Below are 22,784 nucleotides of genomic sequence, written 5' to 3'. Positions count from 1 at the left end.
GTATTCCAAAAACAAAACACTAACAGACACGTAAAAAAGTGACCGACAAATTCCCTTGGTAATTAGCGATTACGACAGAATCGCTTGGTAATTAAGATACGACAAAGTCGCTTGGTGTTAACACCTTTAATTGTAGTAGCTCATATCTGATCTTACAGTTTCTATGAATAAGTTTGGACTTCACCTGACAGGCAACTTTAAGCTATCAATAGATGATCGCTATCATTTACAACGATTTAAACATTTTTACAAAGCGGACGTTTAAATAACTCAACCCTGCCCAAAAGGATTAATTTGATTTATACATCTTCACTTTATAAATCAATACTCCTCTCCATACGATTCATAAAATATGGATTTTTAAATCACAATTTGATAAAAATGATTTATAACGAACATAGGTTTAAATCACATGTATCATTGGCAACAAAAAAATGGTCGATATGGAATTTAACTTTGCTTGGCGTAAAATTATTGCCTTTGTTGTTGCTAACTGCGACTACAGATAACTGTCTCCGCCAGTGATATAACGTTTTGGTACAAATATCTAATCGCTCAGCGACTTCTGCAACTGAATATCCACGCTCAGTAATTTGTTTAACCGCCGCTTCTTTAAACTCTTGAGTATAACGTTTGCTTTTACTCATAAAACACCTCTTATTAGAAGTTACAATGTAACTCAATGGTGTCTAGCAAACTATGGGAAGTCCAGACAGCCTGCGATCTATGGATACTTTTAATTTATCAACAAGTTTTAGTCTGTATTTTGCAATTTTCATTTGTTAGGCCTTGATTACGCAAAACCTTGAATCTACTGTACTAATAACCAAATTCAAGTTATTTAAGACCGGTTCAACAACCTCTGTAAGAATTAGAGATGCAATATTTTTTGCCAATCCCATTTCATTTACAGTACAAACATAACCTTGATGAACCACTTTATTTCTAATTTTTTGTACATCTTCGGCTTCTGACAAAATTGGCTTTCCATTCATACCTTTGATATCGGATAACTCAATATCGGCAGCATGTGAACACAGTGCATTTAGTAATTTGTTATATCTAGCAAAACCAGATTGACCAATAGTAGAACCAACAATTAGTTCTGCTACGCTTTCGTTATGCACCATGCCGTATAGGACAGGCTTTAACAAAACAACTTTTAAAAATAGTTCGATTGCTGTTGTGTACATAATTAATGCTGAGCGAGGAGATATTTGTAAAAGCTCATTTGCGTGATGATAACTAACAATCGGAGCTTCTATTAGATGAGGATGTTTTAAATAATAGGACTGCATCCTTTCTTCAATGAATTCATCGATAGCTTGCTCTTTATGATCAGGATAAAGCTCTTCACTCATACGATCATAAAAATCATCCATTGCAGCATCATGTTCGTCGTAACTCATATCTATCCTTAGAGGCCTAACAGCCTATTAAACACCATTGTGGTGGTTTATAACACACCAAAACGGCGTTTAATAATGTTATTGGACAAAATTAGGTTTCTACTCAAAACATAGGAATAAATTTAATTTTTTAATGTCTGCTATTCGCTCAAAGCCGACCTATAGAGTAATTACTTTAACACGTCTTGGGGCAAAGGCGATTTATATACATAACCCGTCTATGGACAAAAACAACTTTGAGTATTTATTCGGTAACGCTTCACTAACCGGAATTTTGGGGCGAAGCGAGTAAAATTTCCAAGTGCAGTGACTTGTTAGCATGCTACCGAACACGTTTAGAGTTAGTTAAGTAATCGCTACCAGACAACGGCCCTTTATATATATCTTCTAATAAAAAGTGCAGTACTTCTTTGAGTTCTTTTTTGCCACTTGGCAATGCTATTTTGCCATTATTTACAACGACTGGAATGTCAGGAAAATTGGCCGCAGCAGTGGATATTTGGATAACAGTATAGTTATCTAACACCCCCGAACTCTTAATGGAGTGCGCCATCTTTCTTACTTGCGTATCAGCTTCTGAGATAAAAATTGCAAGATCAGTAATTTCCAATGAAGTATGTTGCGACATCTGAGTTAAGTCTTCGTCTGTTGCCTCTCGATAAAACTCTGACAGATCGAAAACCATTCGAGCATTGTGGAAACTTTTGAACTTTGTTTTATTGCCTTCAATAATTGCTACTAACTTATTATCAATCGTAAAGATATCATCAGTAGTTTTTATAAACGTATTGCCAGTTTGCATCTTTATTATAGGGAGCTGATTTAGCGAAAGAGCCTGTCTTGATGAAAACTTTTGAACAAACACTTTAGTTTGACCATTTGTAGTAATGCCTGTAAATATTGCCTTTATCGGCTCATTTGAGAAGTTGGAAATATTCACGTCCGTAAAAGATGATGCATTTGCATTGATTGCATTCGCCATTAACGTTGATTCACTAATATCATCAATAGTGAGGACTTCATTCGCGTCTGGCTTCCAGTCACCATTAAAATCCACTTCAGTATCTACTCCTTGCTCAAAGGAGACTCGCTGATCTTCAAATATTTGAATTAGCTCTGACTGAAGTGGATTATTTACCCTAATTCGTTTAACTTGACAGCTGCCGCTATCGTCCTTAATAAACGCAAAAAAATTCTGCTGTGCTGTCATTTTATTCCTCTACATCGATAACTATATATTCTGTTAGCTGAGCCACTGTTAAGGGTTGGCTAGCATGCCTAAGTTCTTTTTTTGTTATGAGTACGTAAGTTACACCCTCTGGTGTACCTACTTTATAAAAGTGCCATTTCATGATGCCTAGAAGAGGGTTGAAGTGATAGCTATACCCAGTACTGGTTATCACGGCAAATATTAATAATGTTGGAACCCAGACTGTCCAGTTTAATGCCGTGAAACTTGCGGTAAAAAGCGGTAGTAAATATAAAAGAAGAAAGCCCATATTTTCGCGATCAGCAGCTTCAACAGTCGCTACAGAAAAATTGAACCGCTCTAGGTTCTTTTTGGCATAGCGAAGCATCCAGATGCAAACCAGTACTAGGAATAATGAAGCAGCAATAGCCAAGCTAGCAAATGTTTTTTCGTCATTAAACCAAGCTACCCACGCATAAGTAAAGCCTACAGGAGCTATTGCTGTGCTAGTAAGTAAAATTTTGGCAAGTGTGCTTAACACATTATTTCCTTTGCTCTAAGTTATGATTGAACTCGATTTGCATGCTAACAATTTAATATCGAGCGATTAGGTAGTTTTTCTACCGTAATCTGTCTCGTTTGTCCTATGGCTATTGATAGCAAAGTTAGGAAGTAATTACCAGCATATTGCTCTAAATGTGGTCACGACGAACATGACCTATTGGCTCGTTTTCCTGACTGTGGAAGAAATTTAAGGATTATGGAAATATAAATAAGGATGAACGTCAGCTTCACTCAAAGCCTCCCATAGAGCTTTGTCGTTAACTCGCAATGGGGCAAAGGCGAGTTACATTTATAACTTGCCTCTGGACAGAAACGAGTTAATCATGAATGACTGCTCATGGCACAGACTGTGTAAAAACTAATTTTTAATAAATTGTCTTGGTATGTTCTTAGTTTGAAACCATCTAGGATGGTTGCGATCGATTTTTTCCTAAATGAGAGCCTGTCGCTTTTTATAAAGATTAGCTATTCTTAATTATCTTAGGAAATTTAATTATGAAGAGTGGTTATATGGCAGAGCTTTGTAAAATTCTTGTTATAGATGATGAAGAGATCAACACCTTGCAACTAGAGCATGTTCTGGATGATGTTGGGGTTATTTGTTCATGTAATAAAAGTGAGGATGCCATCGCTCTTATTGAAGAGTTTATACCAGATATACTTTTACTCGATCTAGAAATGCCCAATGTTAGTGGGTTTGACATATTACTCGAAATACAAAAAAGACCTCACCTTGTTGACTTACGCGTTTTGGTCATCACTTCTCATAATGATCCTGAAATCGAGCAAAAAGCGCTTTCATTTGGAGCTATTGATTTCATATCTAAACCTTTGAATTTAACTTTATGCCGAATGAGGGTTGAAAACCATGCAAAAATTCGAATTCAAGAAAAAACTATTCAGCGCACTAAAGCAGCTTTGGCTGCTGAAAAAGAGCACTTACGGATCACGTTAGACTCTATTGCTGATGGTGTTATTTCTACTGATGAGCATGCGTGTATAACTTACCTAAATCCAGTAGCGCAACGTCTAACCGGTTGGTCACAAATTGCGGCTAGAGGGCGGCATATTGAAGAAGTGATGATACTGAGAGATACCTCAACTAAAATACCTTCTATAAATCCTTTATCAGTTGCTCTGAAGGAAAATCGGCCTGTTGCTATGGCTATAAACACACAGTTAATTAGTCGGCAAGGTATGTTGTACCGAGTCGAAGATAGTGCGGCTCCAATATTAGATAAAGATGGTAATAAGCGTGGTGCAGTAATGGTTTTTCAAGATGTTAGCGAAGTTCTTGCTATGTCAGTTCAAATGACTTATTTATCCCATCACGACCAACTAACTGCATTACCCAATCGCGTATTGTTGCATGACAGATTAACTCAAGGAATAGCTAGAGCCTCATTTAATAATACAAAAGTGAGCCTGTTGCTTCTTGACTTAGATAAATTTAAGTACATAAATGATGCGTTAGGGCATCATATTGGTGATGAAATAATTGCCCATATAGGTCATAGCCTTGATAAATTTGCATGTAATGATATTACTGTTGCAAGAGTTGGTGGGGATGAATTTGCACTTGTTGTTCCCTATGAAAAAGATACATTCGGTCTTGAACCGCTTGTTAGTCAAGTGCTAGATGTCATTGCTAAACCTTTCAGATTAGCTGATGAACAACATGTCCTTTCAGCAAGCTTGGGGATAAGTGTGTATCCTGATGATGCATCAAGTGTCGAGGAAATGCTTCGTCATGCAGATTCAGCAATGTATAAAGCAAAACAAGAAGGCGCTAATAGCTATTATTATTTTAGTCATGATCTCCAAGTTGAAATGACTAAGCGTTTAAAAGTGGGTAATTGCTTACGCAACGCGCTAGATAACAATGATCTTGTTGTGCTTTATCAGCCAAAATATGACTTAGTGACTAACGACGTTATTGGTGCTGAAGGATTAGTGAGGCTAAAAGATGACACTGGAGAATTTATATCTCCACTTAATTTTATTGAATATGCCGAAGAATCAGGACTAATTTACCGTTTAGGTGAACAAGTTTTGGAGCAAAGTTGTATTGATGCTAAAAAGTGGCTTGATGCAGGATACCCAAAGAAAGTCGCTGTTAATATTTCAGCTAAACAATTCACTGGTATTTCGCTGGTTGATACGGTTGCATCGATATTAGAAAAAACTAAGCTACCAAGTCGTTATTTAGAGCTGGAAGTAACCGAATCAGCACTGATTGATAATTTTGAACAAACGATAAAGCAATTACAGGCGATCGCTGATATGGGGATTAGCCTTGCGCTTGATGATTTTGGCACTGGGTATTCTAGTCTGTCATATTTGAGACTATTTCCTCTTGATGTGCTGAAGATTGATCAGTCTTTTGTGCGCGATATGCTCACTGATTCTCAATCGCTTGATATTGTTATTGCAATTATCGATTTAGCCAATTCTTTGAACTTACAGATCGTGGCTGAAGGTATTGAAACAAGCCAACAAAGAGAGAAGTTACAATCTCTAGGTTGTGCGATTGGTCAGGGATACTTGCTAGGTAAACCAATGCCCTTTTTAGAGATGATGGAGGTGCTGACTCAAGCCAAAAATAAAGGAAATATATGCACCTAGATCTTAAGCCATTAACGCAATGTAAAATATTAATTGTTGATGATGATGAAATAATTCGTTTTTCACTACAGGCTATCATGGAAGATTACTTTGAAGTCGAAACACAAGCTATGGGCTTACAAGCGTTAGATTATTGCAAATCCAATATCCCAGATCTCATTTTACTGGATGTAAATTTGCCAGACATTAGTGGCTTAGATGTATGCAGAGCGTTAAAGCAGAATATATTGTTTGAGCACGTTCCTATTGTATTTATTACTGCAACTTATGACACTGATTCTCAGAATGCTTGTTGGGAAGCTGGTGCAGCAGACTTTATTGGTAAACCAGTAATTGCTTCAACGCTAATACATCGAACTACAAATCATGTAGAGAATAAGCTGCGCTTGGAAGTGTTGATGGATTTAACTTATAAAGATTCTCTAACAGGACTTTATAATCGTCACTATCTAGAAAAAGAAGTCTGTAATTCGCTGAAACAATCTGAGCGTGACAAAAAGCCGTTTAGTGTGTTAATGATCGATATTGATCATTTTAAACTTTATAACGACCATTATGGTCATCTTCAAGGTGATATTTGTTTAAAACAAATTGCAGACGTGTTTGCCAATACGCTAAAAAGGCCTCATGACGTAACGATTCGATTTGGAGGTGAGGAGTTTCTGATTGTTCTACCTTATACCGACATTAAAGGGATGACGCACGTATGCAAACAAATAATTCTACAAATTAATGAGTCAAATATTGAGCATAGTCAATCATCCATTGGGCACGTTACTGTTAGTATTGGCGGAGTAACAAGTCAGAAACAGAGCACAATGGGGCTTAATAAGTTGATTTCATTGGCTGACGAAGAACTATATTGCGCCAAGCGAGATGGCCGTAATTGCTATAAATTACAGGTTGTTTAATTTGGCTCCTTGTAATTTTAATTATGAGGAGCTAATTTGCTGTTTTTTTTATTGTTTAGTCTATACTTTTCTCTTAGGTAAATTGGTATTGGATAAATAATAATGAATTATTCACCTGATCGTAGACACTTCCTGCGTACAGTGGGTGCAGGAGCAGCGGTATCAACACTCGCATTCAAAGCGCCTTATGTATTTGCGAGAAAAGTGACAACTTTGCGCGTCATGGGCACTCACGTTACACTGCAAGAAGAGCTTCGTCAGCGAGCCATGCGAGAGCTAGGTATAAATTTACAATTTATACCTATGGGGAGTGCTGCTGTTTTACAAAAAGCTGCTGCGGATCCAACTTCTTTTGACCTTTATGAACAGTGGTCAGATTCAATCAATATCCTATGGCAAGCTGGTGCTATTCAACCAATAGACGTAGATAGGCTTGTTTACTGGAATGAAATTAATGACCTTACTAAAACAGGCAAAATAACCCCCTCTGCCAAACTAGGTGCAGGTGATGCACCAAACAAAATTTTATTTGTTCAAAATGATGGTTCATTAGCAAGTACACCTACAAAAAAAATAAGCTTTATGCCATATGTCCACAATGTTGACTCATTTGGCTATAACACCGATTACATCGAAAAAGGACAAGCCTATGAAACAGAGTCTTGGTCTTGGTTGCTGGATGATAAAAATAAAGGAAAAGTGGGCCTTGTTAATGCCCCAACAATAGGCATATTTGATGCTGCGCTTGCTGCTCAGGGCCAAGGCCTGATGACTTTTAACGATATTGGCAACATGAGTATTAACGAAATAGATAAATTGTTTGCAATTTTATTATCGAAAAAAAGGCAAGGCCACTTTTCTGGTTTCTGGACATCAGTACCGCAGTCAGTGGATTTTATGAAGACAAAACGCGTGAATATCCAAAGTATGTTTTCACCGGGTGTGAGTGCCTGTAGAGGCCAAGGTATCCCTGTTGTCAATGCATCCCCGAAGGAAGGGTATCGTGCTTGGCATGGTGTTATGTGTTTATCTGCTAATACCTCGGGGCATGTAAAAGATGCGGCTTATGAATATATGAATTGGTGGCTATCTGGTTATCCTGGAGCCTTTATTGCTCGACAAGGTTACTATATATCTAACCCACAGCGTAGCCAGCCGTTAATGTCTAAGCCTGAGTGGGATTATTGGTACGAGGGAAAAGAAGCAACCACTGAGCTGATTGGAACGGATGGTAAAATTTCTGTACAAGCTGGCCAGACTCGCGATGGTGGAAGTTATATTAAACGTTTTTCAAATATAGCTGTGTGGAATACCGTAATGCAAAATTACGATTATAGTTTAGATAAATGGTATGAACTACTTAATGCTTAAGGACGTCGTTTGGTACATTTAATATCGCGTTCTATTGCAGCGAAAATGACATTAGCGTTAGCACTGGTGGTAATTACACTCAGTATCAGCTACATCGTCATGGATAAACGCTTAGAAGCAATTGATACATCGGTAAATAATATTACGGATATTAGTAGTCATGCCATTGGTATTTTACGAATAAACAAAGATATTGTTGAAATGCAACGTGATATTTCGGTCTATGGCGCATCAGGGAGTGATGCGGTATTTGCTAAGATTGAAGAGAACTACCAAAGTATTGACCAGCGTTTAAAAGCAATAGATAAAAAAAATAATGAAGTTGACGATAAAATTTATATTGATGCCATGTCTGAACTCGTGCTTAGGTATGGTGATAATCTAAGCGTGCTAAAAAAGCGCTATAATATAAAAACAGCATTGATAGATACAGAGCTGCCACGTATTTATTTAGGCGCTGTTGCCCATTTAACAGGCTTACTGCAACTGACCGCAGATTTAAAAGATAAGTTGCTAATTACGCAAAATATAAATATATGGCACACATTACACCACAATGCGCAGCTTTATTTAACTAAAAAGGACTATTCTAAGCGTCAACAAGTCATTAAGGCGCTGCAAAGTCTTTCAAGCTCCGAATTAGCTTTGCAAAAGCAGCAAAACAGGATCGAAAACCCAACAGTTCAGTTAGCTGTAGATTACCAGCAAGCTTTTACTAAAAGCGTCCAAGCAAATCGTAACTATTTAAGTCTAGTTAATGTTGTTATGGCGGGTGATGCCATTGAGTTTAGTGCATTAGCAAATACACTTAGAGAGCAGTCACTGTCACGTTTAATTACAATAAAAGAAACCGGCTCAGTTAGTATTTCAAAAACAGAGTATGTTTTACAGCTACTCGGAGTAGGCGCTATCTTGTATATCATTGGACTAGCGTTATTTTTTCACTTTCATATAGCACATGCGATTAAACTATTGACCAAAAGTTTTCAAAGCTTTCTTAATGGTGACCTATCGGCGCCCATTCACGATTTAACACGCAAAGATGAAATCGGTGTGTTAGCGGGTGCTGCAAATCGTTTCAGGGCGTTAAGTACAGACTTTATTTCTGCAAAAAAAGCAGCGGAACATACTTCTAAGGTCAAATCTGAATTTTTGGCAAATATGAGTCATGAGATCCGCACTCCTATGAATGGAATTTTGGGGATGGCGCGACAGCTTGGCAATACCTCTTTGACAGATAAACAAGCAAGAATGTTAGAGATTATTCAGTCTTCAGGCGCCAGCCTGTTAGTTATCATCAATGATATTCTCGATTTGAGTAAAATTGAAGCCACAAAAGTTGAGCTTGAAAACCAATCAATCGATTTACATAAAATGCTAGATGAGTTAAAGCTACTATTTAGTGAACAAGCAAATGCAAAACAAGTGCAGCTTTTTGTTTCATCGCCGACAGACGAAGAGAATATTATTTTTGCAGGAGATGAAACACGCATAAAGCAAGTACTTATAAATTTGTTAGGCAATGCCATTAAATTTACTGAAAGAGGAAGTGTTGCATTAAATGTAAATGTTCAGAAAGAGGTGAATAATGAGCTTATATTGTCGTTTGGTGTGTCGGACACTGGTATAGGTATATCACACGAGCATATTGATACACTCTTTGAGGCTTTTTCACAGGCAGATACTTCGATTACACGCCGATTTGGCGGAACAGGCCTCGGTTTAGCGATTACCAGTAAGTTATTAGCGCTCATGGATGCGCCTTTAAAGGTAGAAAGTGAGCTTGGTAAAGGCTCGCTCTTCTATTTTGAATTAAAGACTCAAAGGGGTGATAAACAGGCGAGTCGACAACATGAAAATACTAAATTATCAGCACCGCAAGAGATTGATCTATCTAACTTAAACGTATTAGTTGTTGAGGATAATGAGATTAATCAAATTGTTATTGAAGCGCTTTTGAAAGAGTTTAATATCACTTGTATCAATATAGCCGGTGATGGTGAGCAGGCGATTACACAGTGCGAAATGTGTGCGTTTGATATTATTTTTATGGATATGCAAATGCCTGTACTTGATGGGCCTCAAGCAACACTTAAAATTAGAACGATGCCAGCTTTTTTAACAACACCGATAATAGCTTTAACTGCAAATGTACTAGGTAGCGATAAGCAGCGTTGTTTTGAATCTGGTATGGATGATTTTATGGGCAAACCAATAAGTTATGAGTGTTTAAGAGCGGTACTATTAAAGTGGTGTAATCCCCTAACTAAGCATTAGTAACAAAAGGCTAAAAATGAATATTTCCATGAAAGCAAATAAGTCAGTTGTATCTTCAAAGACGTTTCTTAGGTGGATCACGTTCTTTTTTGGTCTGTTGTTGGTTTTGGCTGTTTTACTATTTGAAATGCATGTAAAAAAAGGTGTGTTAATACAAATAGAGGACGAGTTTACAGCAACAAACCTGCGATTGAAAGAAGTTGTGACTTCATTTATATCCCGATCAAAATCGGATCTTAGTTTTTTGCATTCTACACCACCTATTTCAGGGTTACCCAGAGCTCATTATAACAATGGTATAGATCCATATGATGGAACCACTTATGCACAGTGGAAAGAGCAGTTAGAAACTATCTTTATTGGCTTTATGGAAAATAATTTAAATGTTGAGCAACTACGTATTATTGCTATTACAGCCTCAGGGGAAGAGCTTATTCGTGTGCAGCGCCGAGGTGCTTCAGTTGAGGCTGTAGCAGATTATTCGTTACAACCCAAAAGTGGGGAGCTGTATTTTTTACCGAGTTCGCAGCTTGAAGCTAAGCAAATATATTTATCGCCTATGTCGTTGAATCGCGAGTTTCGAGAAGTGACATTTCCATACAAGCCGATGTTACGGTTTTCTATCCCTATTTACAGTGAAGAAGGTAAACGCTTTGCTTTTTTAATTATGAACGTTAGCGCAAATACCTTAATTGAAAAATTAACAACCACAGTGTTTGACTATTCTCAGCTTATAATTAGCAGCTCTGAAGGCGATTTTTTATATCACCCTATCGAAAAGTATCGATTTACAAGAGATTTAGCACCGAACATCACATGGGATACGCTATATGAGCAGCCGATCCAATATCAAGGACTTTATCGTGTGGATTCGAAACAAAAAGCGGGTGATCAATACTATATGTTTTCCGATACAGTTCAAATGCGACCGGGAAAAAAGTTTAGTTATATTGATTTAAGTACTGTCGTTTCAAAGCAGTATATCGATACGATGATTAGTGATAAACGGCTTTTGACTTATGGCTTTTTATTGGTAATTATCTTCTTTACTGTAATACTGCTTATTACTTTTTATCGAAATGCAACCAGAAGCCAAATGCTAGCTGAAGCACGTAGGGAGTCTTCTGCCATTGTCGATGGTTCAATTGATGCCATTGTTGGATTAAATCTTCAAGGTGAACTAACCAGCCTTAACTTTAGTGCAGAGCGATTATTATCAACGTCTAGAGCTTTATCTATAGGTAGGCATACCAATGAACTGATATTACTCCAACAACTGCCGATAGATACGTATATAGCCGATTTGGAAAGCTCGAAGCCACAAATCAAAGATGAACGGTCCATAGAGGTAAATGGGCAATCCTACTTTTTTGCTATCTCTGTAAGCCCGGTATTTTCTGAACAGCTTGTACTCAATGGCCTCGCGCTTATTATCAGGGATATTAGTAAAGAGAAAGCGGCTGAAATTAAGGTAAAACGTTTGAACTCTGAGCTTGAGTCAAAAGTTAGAAACAGAACGCAAGATCTTGCTGAAGCGAAAGATCTGGCTATCAAAAATAGTGATCTAAAAAGCGCGTTTATTTCTAATATCAGCCATGAGCTAAGATCGCCTCTTAATGGTGTGATTGGAACATTGAATATTTTAAAGCGTGAAGAATTACCAGAAAAATCACGTAGGTTGATTAGTATGATGGAGTTAAGTGCCACTAATTTAAACCTGTTGATAAACGATATATTGGATTTGTCTAAGATTGAAGCGGGTAAACTTGAATTAAATTTTAGAACATTTAATCCTAAATATTTGATTGAAGGCTTAGTTGAATCGTGCGCCATATTAGCCTTTGATAAAGAGCTTGAGGTTTATCTTGATACACGAGGTTTAAATTGCCAGCGAGCTGTATCAGACCCATTAAGGTTAACCCAAATAATCAATAATTTAATTAATAATGCGATTAAATTTACAGAGCGTGGTTTCATAAAGATCAAAGTTGAATCAGAAAAGATTGAGGATCAAAAACACAAATTAATTATTAGCGTCCAAGACACCGGCGTAGGCATAGAGTATAGCGCCCAGCAGCACCTGTTTAAAGCATTTAACCAAGCTGATAGCTCTATAAACGCTGAGTCTGGCGGTACGGGACTTGGATTATCAATATGCAAAAAGTTATGCCTGATGATGGGGGGCGATATAAAAGTCAATTCGGTCCCACATAAGGGCAGTACGTTCAGTTTTGATATAATAATTGATAGTGAAAGTAGTGAGAATACACCACAGAACAACCATTATTTGTCTAAAAAAGTCTTAGTTATTAATAATAATAAAGAATCTCAAGAGCTACTAGGACAGTTAATTCGTCATGAAGGGGGCGAGGTAGAACTCTCAAATTTTGAAGATTTAGCCGATATAACTGCTGAACCTTATGACATTATTTTCTTAGATGCAGAAGACAATAAAAATGGTGAGTTAGAACAAATAATTGATGGCTTCATGCACCATAAATCAAACGTTAAAATTGTTGTGTTACATAAACCCGGATGGCCATTACCTGAAGGTATTTCAAGTAAGATAACGACAATTAGTAAACCATTCACACAAAGTGATTTACTAAGAGCGATTGGATTAACTCTGAGTAAGCTTGATCAATTGCAGTTGCTTACAGTAGAAGCAAGCGAAAACAGTGATATACCAGTACGAACTTTAGAGCAAATTGATGGGTGCAGTATATTAATTGTTGATGATACTGAGATAAATATCGCTGTAGCAGTAGCTGCACTTGAGTTTTTACCAATTCACGTAAAAACAGCAAGTAACGGTGAACAAGCTATAGAAGCATTAAAGCTTAGTCGCTTAGCAGGAAAGCCAATATGCTGTATTTTGATGGATTGTCAAATGCCTATCTTAAACGGTTACCAAGCCTGTGAGAAAATTCGTGCAGGTGATGCTGGTAATGAGTTTATAAATATACCTATTATTGCTATGACAGCTAACGCCATGATGGGTGAAAAAGAAAAATGTTTATCGGTTGGTATGAACGACTATATTAGTAAGCCCATTCAAGCTAATGAGGCGCAAGCTAAAGTAATAGAGTGGGCATTATCTAATTACGAAAAAAATGAACATCCGGTCACTGAAATTTTGGCTGAAAAAGAAGTGTTATGGGATCATGGTGCTGCACTTTCTCGTTTACTTAACAAAGAAGCTTTGCTTATTAAAATTTGTACTATGTTTATTAAAACAGCACCTGAAAAATTTAACCAACTAACAGAATTTGTCGATGATCATAATTATGAACAAGTTCGTCAAGTTGCGCATTCTCTTAAAGGTTTATGTGGTGAGATAAGCGCCGACAGGTTAAGAAGTTTGTTTGCAGAGATTGAATTACAAGCAAGCAAGGGGCAACTAGATATTGAAAAAGAGTTTTCACTTTTGGAAAAGCAGCTTCCTGTATTATTAAATGACATTAATGATTGGCTCGAAGAAGATAACGGTTAGATATGCGTTATTTCATGTGTTCTTACTGTAAAGAACTGCATAACTATGATTTTGTGGAATGACGCTTTTAAGAGTAGATATGTGTCACGATTACGAATAGGTTGGCTATTTTGAAGACGCAATGATATTTATGGATTATAGCTAAGCTTATTTTAAGGTTTTTACGTTTTAATGACTAGAATTGGCACTGAGCCAAAACAGGAGGGTCTTCAAGCTCGTTTATGGACATAAATGAGTTAGAGCCGAAGGACGGCTCTGTGCCATTTGCAGACATTAGCAACGCCTGAGCTCAGGTGCATTTGAGACAACGCCTGCTTTTGCGTTAGCAAAAAAGTGGGTGGCGGATCAAATGTCATCTGCAGAGACTTTTTAGGCAGCGTTCACCGTATTCTAGGAACGAGCGTTTACGAGGCACGTGCCGAACTGGCCTTTATGACTTTTGTAAACAACAAAAAAATATTTGGATCAAACTTCGTGTCCACTTCATGCTTCAAGATATTCATAGTTTCAAGGTGCGATTTAGCCATGCGGTATGGCCTGCTAGTCGTCAGTGCATCATACGCATCAATGATCGAAAGTATTCGACTACTCAGGGGAATATCGGCACCAGCCAGTCCGTCTGGGTATCCGCTTCCATCAAATGCTTCATGATGATGTCTGACAATAGACGCGACCTCGTCTCTGTTTGTCAGGAATGTCTCACTAATTATTCTCTCACCGATAACCGAGTGAGCCTTTATCTCTTCCCTTTCATCAGGTGTGAGCTTTCCAGGCTTCGAGAGAACAGTATCACGAACTCCAATCTTACCCACGTCGTGTAATTGACTGGCAATACGCAAGTCATCTAATGAGGGGGCACTCAAATCGGCCGCACGCCCCACTTCCAACGCAAGCGCACAGACGCGGTCACAATGGCCTCTAGTATACGCATCGCGCGCGCACAATGCCGTAATGAGTGATGGGTAAGCATTTTCTTGATCTGGTGCGAGGGCAAAAGCCATTGAATATCTCTCCTTGTTCAGCAACGCCTAACAATTTAATAGTGCGCTCATCACGCATATTTTTGCTGACTTCAAGCTCATCTATCCACATTCCAACAAATAACCGAGGGTATTTCAAGATTTTAAATAAATTTAAATGTAGGATATACGCGTTGCTCGTTTGCTTGACTATATGAATAAACGACACAACTTTATCTATTAATTAGCCCTAAATTTAGCCATCCTCAATGACCGGTTATCGCTCTAAGCTGCCTGTTAGATGAAGCCCGAACTTATTTATCAAAACTCTAAAATCAAACATGATCTACTAAATTCATTCAAAGACTAATTGACCTTTGACTTTATTGAACGGCCTGCTTTAGCTTTTAAAGGCTCTTCTGGCCAACGGTGTTTAGGGTATTTTGATCTCATGTCTTTCGCGACATCAAAGTAAGATGTTTTCCAAAAGTTAGCTAAGTCACTAGTTATTTGAATTGGTCGCTTGGCAGGTGAAAGTAATTCAAACCTTAATCTGACTGTATTTTTAGCTATCATTGGTGACTTTAATTCACCAAAGACTTCTTGCAGTAAGACTGACACTGTTGGTTCTTGGTACTGCTCATACCTAATCTTAATTGATTTTTCGCTTGGTGTTATATAATGAGTAGGGGCTTCTAAATTTAGAGTTTTTTGCTCTTCGTACGATAAAGTCGCTGTTAGTATAGGGTAGACATCTAGGCTTCTGAGAGCCTGCAAACTATTTATATGATTAATATAAGGCAATAACCATTTATCTAAACTATCCAACAATGATTCCTTCGATAATGAAGGAAAGTTGATTTTTTCACTTAACCATTTAACTCTTTGGGTCCAACTCTCACATTTTTCAGTCCAATTGAGTAACGATAGCCCTTCAACTTTAAATAAGCTAGCTAAGCAATCTTGGAACTGTGATTTTTGAATGTTTGCTATGGGTTTCTCAGAGACCGTTATTGCACCATAGCTAACCACTTCTCTACCAACAATTTTTGTCTTATTGTTATCTAGCTTGTACTCATTTTTATAAATGAGCTGCTTCTTGTTGGAAACAATGCTAGCCAAATCTATCGGACTTGCAGAATATACTCTTCCTTCTTTCTTTTGAGCGTCACAGTCACATACAACGATCCAATCAAAATTATTAAGAGGATCATGCTCAGTTAGAAGCACACCACGCCCATTCGCCAATAAATAACCTGAGCTACCAGAGGATCGTTTTTTAGCTAATCGTTCAGGGTAAGCACTTAAAAGCAAAATACCAACATTACGATTAAGTTGTTCAAGCGAAAATTCAATTTCTCTTGGGAATACCCCTAACATCCGTTTCAGTCTTTTCGACTCCTTTATTATCGCTTCTACTGTCTGCCTTTTAATTGGGTATGAATGAAGAGCGCTACTTTTGTTTACTTTATATTCTTGTAAAGCGGATAGCCTTTGGGTGATGTCAACGCTATCAGAACTATAAAACAAATCTCTTTCAGAAATTATTGATGCTAACTCACTCCCTAATATTACTAATTCAGGCTCCTGGATTGTTAAAAGCATAGCCGCTAGTCTAGGATGCAAATTTAGCTTTGAAGCTCTTTGGCCCAACTTGGTCGGCTTATTTAACTTATCTACAAGTCCTAAGGTTGAGAGTAATGTAAGTGATATCTCGAAATGATGTTGTGGTGGAGCTGTTAACCATTTTATATCTGCATAATCTTTATAACCCCATAAAAGAGTTTCAAGTACAGTGGGAGCAAGATCTACTCTTTTTATTTCTTCATCTTTAAAGTCCTGTAGTTTTTGATTGTCTCTCTCTGTCCATAGCCTAATACATTGCCCTTGTTGTAACCTACCTGCGCGCCCCGCTCTTTGTGTAGCTGATGCCTTAGATATCCAACAAGTGTCTAATCTATTCATGCCACTTATAGGGTCATACATAAGCACTTTTTCTAGCCCACTATCGATTACGCATGAAACACCTTCAATTGTTAAACTTGTTTCTGCAACATTAGTTGAAAATATCACTTTCTGTCTACGAGCAGAATCCGAAGAGAGTACCTGTTCTTGCATATCGATTGGTAATGCGCCATATAGACTAAGAAATACCAAGTCCTTTGTTTGGCCAAGGTTATGCTCTGCATACTCACGACATTTACGTATCTCCGCTTGGCCTGGCAAAAAGATTAAAATATCTCCTCCATCTCTCGATAAGGCATCACTTAGAGCATCGCACACATTTCTTTTAAGATCATGTCCAGCTCTTTTATAACTTATTTCGACGGGATATGATCTTCCTGGGCATTTAATTACAGGGGAATAATTCATATATTGAGCAATATACTCAGTATCTATGGTTGCGGACATCACTAATAACCGTAAGTCCTCTCTGATAGATTGCTGCACTTCCAACGACAACATCAAAGCAATATCGGAATAAATACTCCTTTCGTGGAACTCGTCAAATATTATTAAACCTGTCTCTGGTAGCTCTGGATCAATTTGCAAGCGATTTGCCAGAACCCCTTCTGTTACTATTTCAAGCTTTGTATGCTCCGATACTTTCTTATCATTTTTTACTGAGTAACCAACAGTTTCCCCCACTTTCTCGCCAAGCCTATGGGCAAGATAGTTGGCAATGTTGCGCGCTGCCATCCGTCGCGGCTCAAGCATGATAATTTTTTTCGAATCCAGCCAATCAGAGTTAATTAAATACAACGGAACCTCCGTCGACTTACCTGCACCAGGCTCAGCTTGAAGTATCAATGAACGAGCAGCCCCGAGCTGCTCTGAAATTTCAGGGAGAAACTTAATAATGGGGAGTTCTTCTTTCAAAATATATTTAAATTCCTTTAGAAGTTATCAATGCTGTGCTGTATTAAAAATTAAGTATAGAATCTAACTTATTATCATAAAAAAATAGGGCAGCTAAAACCGCTCATATTCTTCCCTCTCAAAATTAGACTAGGACTCATTTCTTTTAAAGACTTTCACCTACATCGATAAACTTCATTACTATAAGTCGTTCTATATGATGCTTTTTATATTGGCATAGTGGACTTAATGAAGTCGCTGATTAAACAAAAGCATGTTCGAGTATTTCCCCTGAAATGCTTTTATAGATTATTTGAAATAAGCCTAAGGAATGTGCTCAATATCTAAATACTTTATTTTGATATAGAACCCCTAACTCGCTGCACGATAATAGCATCATGACTTGTGAAATGATTAAAACTCGAAATTCGAGTAAATACAGGGTTATTTTTTAATTCAGACTCATCCGCATAAACCTTTATTGCATTCAATAGCCAGCCACCTAGTGCGACTAAGCCTCCACCTTTGATGTTAGAGATTTCCATGCCTGCGCCAACTAAAGTAGGAGCAAACCCGGAAATATTAAGCTTTGATAAGCGAGCCTTATTACTCTCTATTGCTTTGATCTCTTGCTTGAGCGTTCTTAGTTTGTGGAAATACTCGCCCTCATCCATGTTTCCATAATCTTTAACAATATTTGGTATAGAACGAATCAAACTACAGGACAAAGCTGAATCAAGTTCGAGTACGTTCATATCGTTATTTATAGCAAATATTTCATTTAACAACATACTGAGCTCAGACTCTCGAACTTGTTGTGAGTTTCCCGTAACACCGTTATAAAGGCCGCTAACGATTTGGCAAGCTGCAACTTCAGAGTAGTTTTCATCATCGAATGGAAAATGATGAGCCCCTAGCCCTTGGGCATACTCATAGCTAGAACTTGCTGTTGTCAGTTCAATTAATAAATCTCGCCCCCGATCCTGAAAGCTTTTTACAGCTAAATTTGAAATACCTAGCCTGTGAGCTGAAGTTGCACCTTCCTTGTTTACCAAAAACTCACCGAATTGCCACTGCTCAGATAGCATTAGTGCAAACCTTTGGATATCGAGGTTATCGATACGCGAGCAGTGGTGTAAGAAATTATATTGTTCATCACTTGAGAACGTAGTCCCAATTATGCCCGACTTCTTCTGAATCCCTTGAATAGTAGTGGCGGCTAATCGTCTTGAAAATAAGATGGCATTTGGGTTTACAGAAATAATGTCTAGTAATAGTTCTTTTGAATACCGACTAAGATTTTGAGGAATTGCAAAGAGTAAGCGGCCACGGGCAACCAACTCTTTGAGCTCATGTTGATTCATTTTGAACATTCTATAGAAATATTCAGCTTCACTCTTCAATGGTAGTGCGATGACAACCTGCTCGTATAGCGTTAAATAGACTCTTATATTTTGTCTAGGAAACACAGATGCATCTACGAAACATCTTGTTTTCTTTATCTCAAAGTTTGGTAGCAAAAAACGATCCCTTTGCTCAGTCTCATCTCCGCTGAAAACAGAATGTCTATTTTGAATCCAAAAGTCTTCGTCTTCTTCGTAACGAGCTAATAGTTGTTGCGGAAATTGTTTCTGTATCAAACCACTAGCTGTGAGTTGCATATTGTTGTAAGTATTAGGCTTATGCTCCACTTTCCCAGGATAATCAGGGATTGTAGTCTCAACGTCAAAAACGTAGTCATACCCTTGATACCCCAAAGATTCGCAAATTAACTTAATATCTTGCTGCTCACTCTCTGTTATCGCTGTTTTAAAAGTCAGTTTAAACTCGTTTGTGGCCCATAAGAAATCGACATGAAATGGATGGTACTTACGTGGTACATTTAAAACTAATTGATTTATCGTCTCATTCATCGTCATGGGCTGACCATGTATTTGAGTTTTTTCAAACTTGCTGCGTGACTCGATCAAACAATAGGTATCAAGAATTTCGCCCACAATAGTAGCAGGAGGTATGCCAGCTGTATGAAATCTATGATACTGCTCTTTTAAATTATTAAGCAGTTCTTCGTTATTTTTTACATCAAGAACAACTGCAAATAGTTCTTTACCATTAGTAAACAGTCCCTTGTGGGTATGCTGATGAGTATCAAATCGAAAGCGCTCATAATCGTGCCGTATAGCATCTATTACTGGCAAACTGTATGGCAGACTGTCATTCATTGTTAGATCCTAATTATAATATACGCTAGGAGCGTTCTTTAGCTTGTATCATTGTGCTAGTTTCTCATATCTTACTCATTAAAATATGTATAATAATACTATTGGGTTATTCATTTTTTTAGCGAGGTATAACTATTTCTGCCCCAAAGTGATTTAGAGTTAAGGTCTCAATAGAGCGAATAGCAAACTGTTACGGCCAATATCAAGCGCAAAGCAAGATATGATCCAGTCAAACGTGCATCGGCTTGTTAGCATAAAGCTCGTCACAAATTAAATAGCATATCTCGTAGCCTGTTCAATATCCCCGCTTTTTGCAGTGTACTCTGAGAACCGATGTATTCGTTCATTTGGCCAACCAATTCCTCATCATTAACAAATTCGTCATCTACGCCGAATTCATGAAAGTAACGGTTTAACTTACAAACACCAATGGTAAATGCACCTTTTGCGCTTCTGTCGATATATACACGACCTTTTTTCAAGATGTGCTCATCATAATTATCAAACAATGGATGGACTATTTTGAAAGCACCTGATGATCTCGGGTACCGAATAACGTTACCTGAAAACGTATCAACTGCTTCATTCATAACCTCTTGATTTCTTTTTATCTCATTGCAATCAGCACAGATAACACAAAGGTTTTTTGGTTCAAACATAAAAGATAAATACAAAGACTTGGGAGCTATATGCTCAACATGAGCGTTACTCGCAGATCTTAGAGATACATCACCTTTACAATAAGCGCAAATTCCCCGCTGTTCGTTTCTGTAAAAATTTCTAATTTTACTGCGAATAGGCATTAATTCGTTTGTACTCCAGTCCAAATGAGAGAAAGTATCTAATCGAAGTTTATCTTCGATGAGTGCGTTATCATCTCCGCTGAAACAAATTGTATTATTAATATGAGGCATAGTGTTTAACTATCTCCTCTACCGATTTAACAAGTTCTAAGGTTGGATCATTTCGGCTAATTGCTTTACATAATACTAATAATTTATCCAGCTCCTGAACCTCATTCTTACCAGCCGCTTTCCTACTCTTTATTTTGGATAGTAAAGAAAATGCCAGCCTAGTTATATATTCATTTCTTGAGCCTGGGGCATCAAAAAGTTCTGCTAACTGAAAATCAGAAGATCTATCATTGAAATACGACGATGGTAATATTTCGTTCTTTGTTAACGAAGTGACAAAACAATTTTTCCCTTCTAACTGAGAAACTATCTGAGGCGAATGTGTTGCAATAAAGAACTGACATGAGCGATATTGAGAAAATGTTCTGATTAATAAAGACATAAACTCTTCTTGCCACTTCGGATGCAGACTAATCTCAGGCTCATCTATAAATATCAATGAAGAATCATTTATATGCCCCGCAATACCCAGCATCATAACCAGCATACATTGTTCTCCAGAGCTGGCGCGACGCAAAGACATATCGCCATACTCTCTCTTATGTAGCTTCATATCCATAAGACGAATCAAATCATAATTTAGAAGAATGTTAATAGACTCTAAAAACCCAATGTTGTGAAAGACTTCCTTATTAATACTAAATGCTTCACCATGATCGAAATCTATATCAACTGATATCGCTTTTTCATAAATAAAAAGATCACCCAAATCATCTAATGCCTTTCTTATTTTGTAGACATCCTTTTCATTCACTTCATTTAAACCTTCCAAGGCTCTCGGTCCAACTTCGATACCAAGATCTTTTAACCATTCAATTTTGAAGCTATTTCTTTCTGAAATTGTTTTATCTAATTTAATTGAGTGCTTATCTAATCTGAAATTCGGTTTAAATATGAGTCGCGCCTCTGGAAGAAACCCTAAAGTGTGGAATACATCTTTTAGCCTGCCATAACCTTCATTTTTGAGAAACCTTTCCAGTATTCCCTTTGTGGCAGAAGATATTAGCGAAATCGATGAGACCCCATAGGGTCCGCCAGATCTCATGCCAATATATCTATAATTTGTTCTAACAACAGATTCTTTGATTCGATTCTTTGGTGGCAACTTAAATTTATCAAATGGACTTGTTGATACAGCAATGATACGACGTTCGTTTCTGCCATATAAATCAGAGTCATAGGGGTATTTATAACCTTGAGGCGATTGGTCAGTTGTCACAAACTCACTAACCATGTTTGATAGCAAACGACTTTTACCCACACCATTCTTTCCTACGATGACAGTAAAAGTGTTCTCATAGTAATCGCTCTCATACGGGATAGTTAAGGGAACCATCCTTTTCTCGTGCTTAAACTCCGTTATTGGAGAAATATCCATTGTATTCTTCCTCATCGCTAAATGTATGGATCACATAGGGTACTAACGTATTAGTATTTATGGGGCACGTTGTTTGTGTCACATAATCCCTTGTTGAACTGAGGTGCTACCTGCACGTAGCTAGGTGTAGATTATGCTATGGGAATTTGCTTTTTAAGCCTAAGGGGCAAGTGGGTGATTTGCTCAATCCTTTACCTTACTTTTAGCTTCCTAGCATCGCTCAGTCGTGTTTTTTATGTTTCTATTACAGCTAATTCAGGAGCTGTAGGCAATCTTTTTTAACCGCGCAGCACATCCCTTCCTAATCCTTACAATTAGGATAACCTATTGAAATTAAGCAGCTCGTTGAAGGTTTCAAACTTTATTGTTCGCATACATCAAATTTTTATCAAAAATTCACGAAATATCAAACAAATCATTAACAGAAACATTTAGTGCTATCGATAATTTCAGAACTTCAATATCTGTCACCCTCCTAACATTAGCCTCAACTTTAGCTAAAGTACTCCTGCTAATTTGCCAATCAATAAGGTTACACTTTGCTACAAGTTGTTCTTGTGTCCAGCCAAGCTTTTCCCTAATTACTTTCACGTTCTTACCAATAATATTCATG

Annotated in this window: 14 protein-coding genes and 1 pseudogene; 5 read left to right on the top strand and 10 right to left on the bottom strand. The window is 37.5% G+C overall.

Going from position 1 to position 22,784, the window contains the following annotated elements:
- Positions 1-509 precede the first annotated feature (509 nt).
- The 4 genes and pseudogenes from MSC25_RS07355 to MSC25_RS07340 form a co-directional block, all read right to left on the bottom strand.
- Positions 510-647, bottom strand: a pseudogene (locus MSC25_RS07355) (transposase); the annotation flags it as partial.
- 135 nt (positions 648-782) lie between these two features.
- Positions 783-1,409, bottom strand: a complete 627-nt coding sequence (locus tag MSC25_RS07350) for a hypothetical protein (protein WP_076920512.1) — start codon at positions 1,407-1,409, stop codon at positions 783-785.
- Between the two features lie 322 nt (positions 1,410-1,731).
- Positions 1,732-2,619, bottom strand: coding sequence for a Kiwa anti-phage protein KwaB-like domain-containing protein (locus MSC25_RS07345; protein WP_024606120.1), 888 nt, complete (start codon positions 2,617-2,619; stop codon positions 1,732-1,734).
- A 1-nt stretch (position 2,620) separates the two neighbouring features.
- Positions 2,621-3,139, bottom strand: coding sequence for a hypothetical protein (locus MSC25_RS07340; RefSeq protein WP_024606121.1), 519 nt, complete (start codon positions 3,137-3,139; stop codon positions 2,621-2,623).
- A 518-nt stretch (positions 3,140-3,657) separates the two neighbouring features.
- Here MSC25_RS07340 and MSC25_RS07335 point away from each other — a divergent pair.
- The 5 genes from MSC25_RS07335 to MSC25_RS07315 all read left to right on the top strand — a co-directional run bounded on the left by MSC25_RS07335 (position 3,658) and on the right by MSC25_RS07315 (position 13,839).
- A complete protein-coding gene (locus tag MSC25_RS07335; protein WP_248443015.1) occupies positions 3,658-5,787 on the top strand; it encodes an EAL domain-containing protein in 2,130 nt (709 codons plus the stop codon).
- Positions 5,778-6,698 carry a diguanylate cyclase gene (locus MSC25_RS07330; RefSeq protein WP_248443013.1) on the top strand — a complete coding sequence of 307 codons (921 nt, stop codon included), beginning with the start codon at positions 5,778-5,780 and terminating at the stop codon, positions 6,696-6,698. The genes MSC25_RS07335 and MSC25_RS07330 overlap by 10 nt, the downstream gene beginning before the upstream one ends.
- A gap of 102 nt (positions 6,699-6,800) precedes the next feature.
- Positions 6,801-8,069, top strand: coding sequence for a signal peptide prediction (locus MSC25_RS07325; protein WP_248443012.1), 1,269 nt, complete (start codon positions 6,801-6,803; stop codon positions 8,067-8,069).
- A gap of 45 nt (positions 8,070-8,114) precedes the next feature.
- Positions 8,115-10,346 carry an ATP-binding protein gene (locus tag MSC25_RS07320; RefSeq protein ID WP_248443011.1) on the top strand — a complete coding sequence of 744 codons (2,232 nt, stop codon included), beginning with the start codon at positions 8,115-8,117 and terminating at the stop codon, positions 10,344-10,346.
- Between the two features lie 16 nt (positions 10,347-10,362).
- Positions 10,363-13,839, top strand: a complete 3,477-nt coding sequence (locus MSC25_RS07315; RefSeq protein ID WP_248443010.1) for an ATP-binding protein — start codon at positions 10,363-10,365, stop codon at positions 13,837-13,839.
- Positions 13,840-14,243: 404 nt separating this feature from the next.
- Here MSC25_RS07315 and MSC25_RS07310 read toward each other — a convergent pair whose 3' ends face one another.
- From MSC25_RS07310 to MSC25_RS07285, 6 genes are all read right to left on the bottom strand, one after another.
- Positions 14,244-14,840: an HD-GYP domain-containing protein gene (locus tag MSC25_RS07310; RefSeq protein WP_004589546.1), complete on the bottom strand. Its 597-nt coding sequence runs from the start codon at positions 14,838-14,840 to the stop codon at positions 14,244-14,246.
- A 324-nt stretch (positions 14,841-15,164) separates the two neighbouring features.
- Positions 15,165-17,678 (bottom strand): ATP-dependent helicase HrpB, encoded by a 2,514-nt coding sequence (gene hrpB / locus MSC25_RS07305; protein WP_248443009.1) that lies wholly within the window; start codon positions 17,676-17,678, stop codon positions 15,165-15,167.
- Positions 17,679-18,010: 332 nt separating this feature from the next.
- Positions 18,011-19,879 (bottom strand): hypothetical protein, encoded by a 1,869-nt coding sequence (locus MSC25_RS07300; RefSeq protein ID WP_248443008.1) that lies wholly within the window; start codon positions 19,877-19,879, stop codon positions 18,011-18,013.
- A 263-nt stretch (positions 19,880-20,142) separates the two neighbouring features.
- Positions 20,143-20,793: an HNH endonuclease gene (locus tag MSC25_RS07295; protein ID WP_248443007.1), complete on the bottom strand. Its 651-nt coding sequence runs from the start codon at positions 20,791-20,793 to the stop codon at positions 20,143-20,145.
- Positions 20,780-22,171, bottom strand: a complete 1,392-nt coding sequence (locus MSC25_RS07290) for an AAA family ATPase (protein ID WP_248443006.1) — start codon at positions 22,169-22,171, stop codon at positions 20,780-20,782. The genes MSC25_RS07295 and MSC25_RS07290 overlap by 14 nt, the downstream gene beginning before the upstream one ends.
- 396 nt (positions 22,172-22,567) lie before the next feature.
- Entirely contained in the window at positions 22,568-22,783 is a 216-nt protein-coding gene (locus tag MSC25_RS07285; protein WP_076920003.1) for a helix-turn-helix transcriptional regulator, read from the bottom strand.
- Position 22,784: the final 1 nt, after the last annotated feature.

It is taken from the genome of Pseudoalteromonas sp. 1CM17D (assembly GCF_023161805.1).
Classification (GTDB): Bacteria; Pseudomonadota; Gammaproteobacteria; order Enterobacterales; family Alteromonadaceae; genus Pseudoalteromonas; species Pseudoalteromonas atlantica.
The sequence above is the reverse complement of the archived record's forward strand: the minus strand, read 5'-3'. Positions and strand labels throughout refer to the sequence as shown.

What these genes read in the sequence shown, in the direction of transcription:
- MSC25_RS07335 (WP_248443015.1), top strand. Translation starts at nt 3,658, where the DNA reads ATGAAGAGTGGTTATATGGCAGAGCTTTGTAAAATTCTTGTTATAGAT.
- MSC25_RS07320 (WP_248443011.1), top strand. Translation starts at nt 8,115, where the DNA reads ATGACATTAGCGTTAGCACTGGTGGTAATTACACTCAGTATCAGCTAC.
- MSC25_RS07295 (WP_248443007.1), bottom strand. Translation starts at nt 20,793, where the DNA reads ATGCCTCATATTAATAATACAATTTGTTTCAGCGGAGATGATAACGCA.
- MSC25_RS07290 (WP_248443006.1), bottom strand. Translation starts at nt 22,171, where the DNA reads ATGGATATTTCTCCAATAACGGAGTTTAAGCACGAGAAAAGGATGGTT.
- MSC25_RS07310 (WP_004589546.1), bottom strand. Translation starts at nt 14,840, where the DNA reads ATGGCTTTTGCCCTCGCACCAGATCAAGAAAATGCTTACCCATCACTC.
- MSC25_RS07300 (WP_248443008.1), bottom strand. Translation starts at nt 19,879, where the DNA reads ATGAATGACAGTCTGCCATACAGTTTGCCAGTAATAGATGCTATACGG.
- MSC25_RS07345 (WP_024606120.1), bottom strand. Translation starts at nt 2,619, where the DNA reads ATGACAGCACAGCAGAATTTTTTTGCGTTTATTAAGGACGATAGCGGC.
- MSC25_RS07285 (WP_076920003.1), bottom strand. Translation starts at nt 22,783, where the DNA reads ATGAATATTATTGGTAAGAACGTGAAAGTAATTAGGGAAAAGCTTGGC.
- MSC25_RS07315 (WP_248443010.1), top strand. Translation starts at nt 10,363, where the DNA reads ATGAATATTTCCATGAAAGCAAATAAGTCAGTTGTATCTTCAAAGACG.
- MSC25_RS07350 (WP_076920512.1), bottom strand. Translation starts at nt 1,409, where the DNA reads ATGAGTTACGACGAACATGATGCTGCAATGGATGATTTTTATGATCGT.
- MSC25_RS07330 (WP_248443013.1), top strand. Translation starts at nt 5,778, where the DNA reads ATGCACCTAGATCTTAAGCCATTAACGCAATGTAAAATATTAATTGTT.
- MSC25_RS07325 (WP_248443012.1), top strand. Translation starts at nt 6,801, where the DNA reads ATGAATTATTCACCTGATCGTAGACACTTCCTGCGTACAGTGGGTGCA.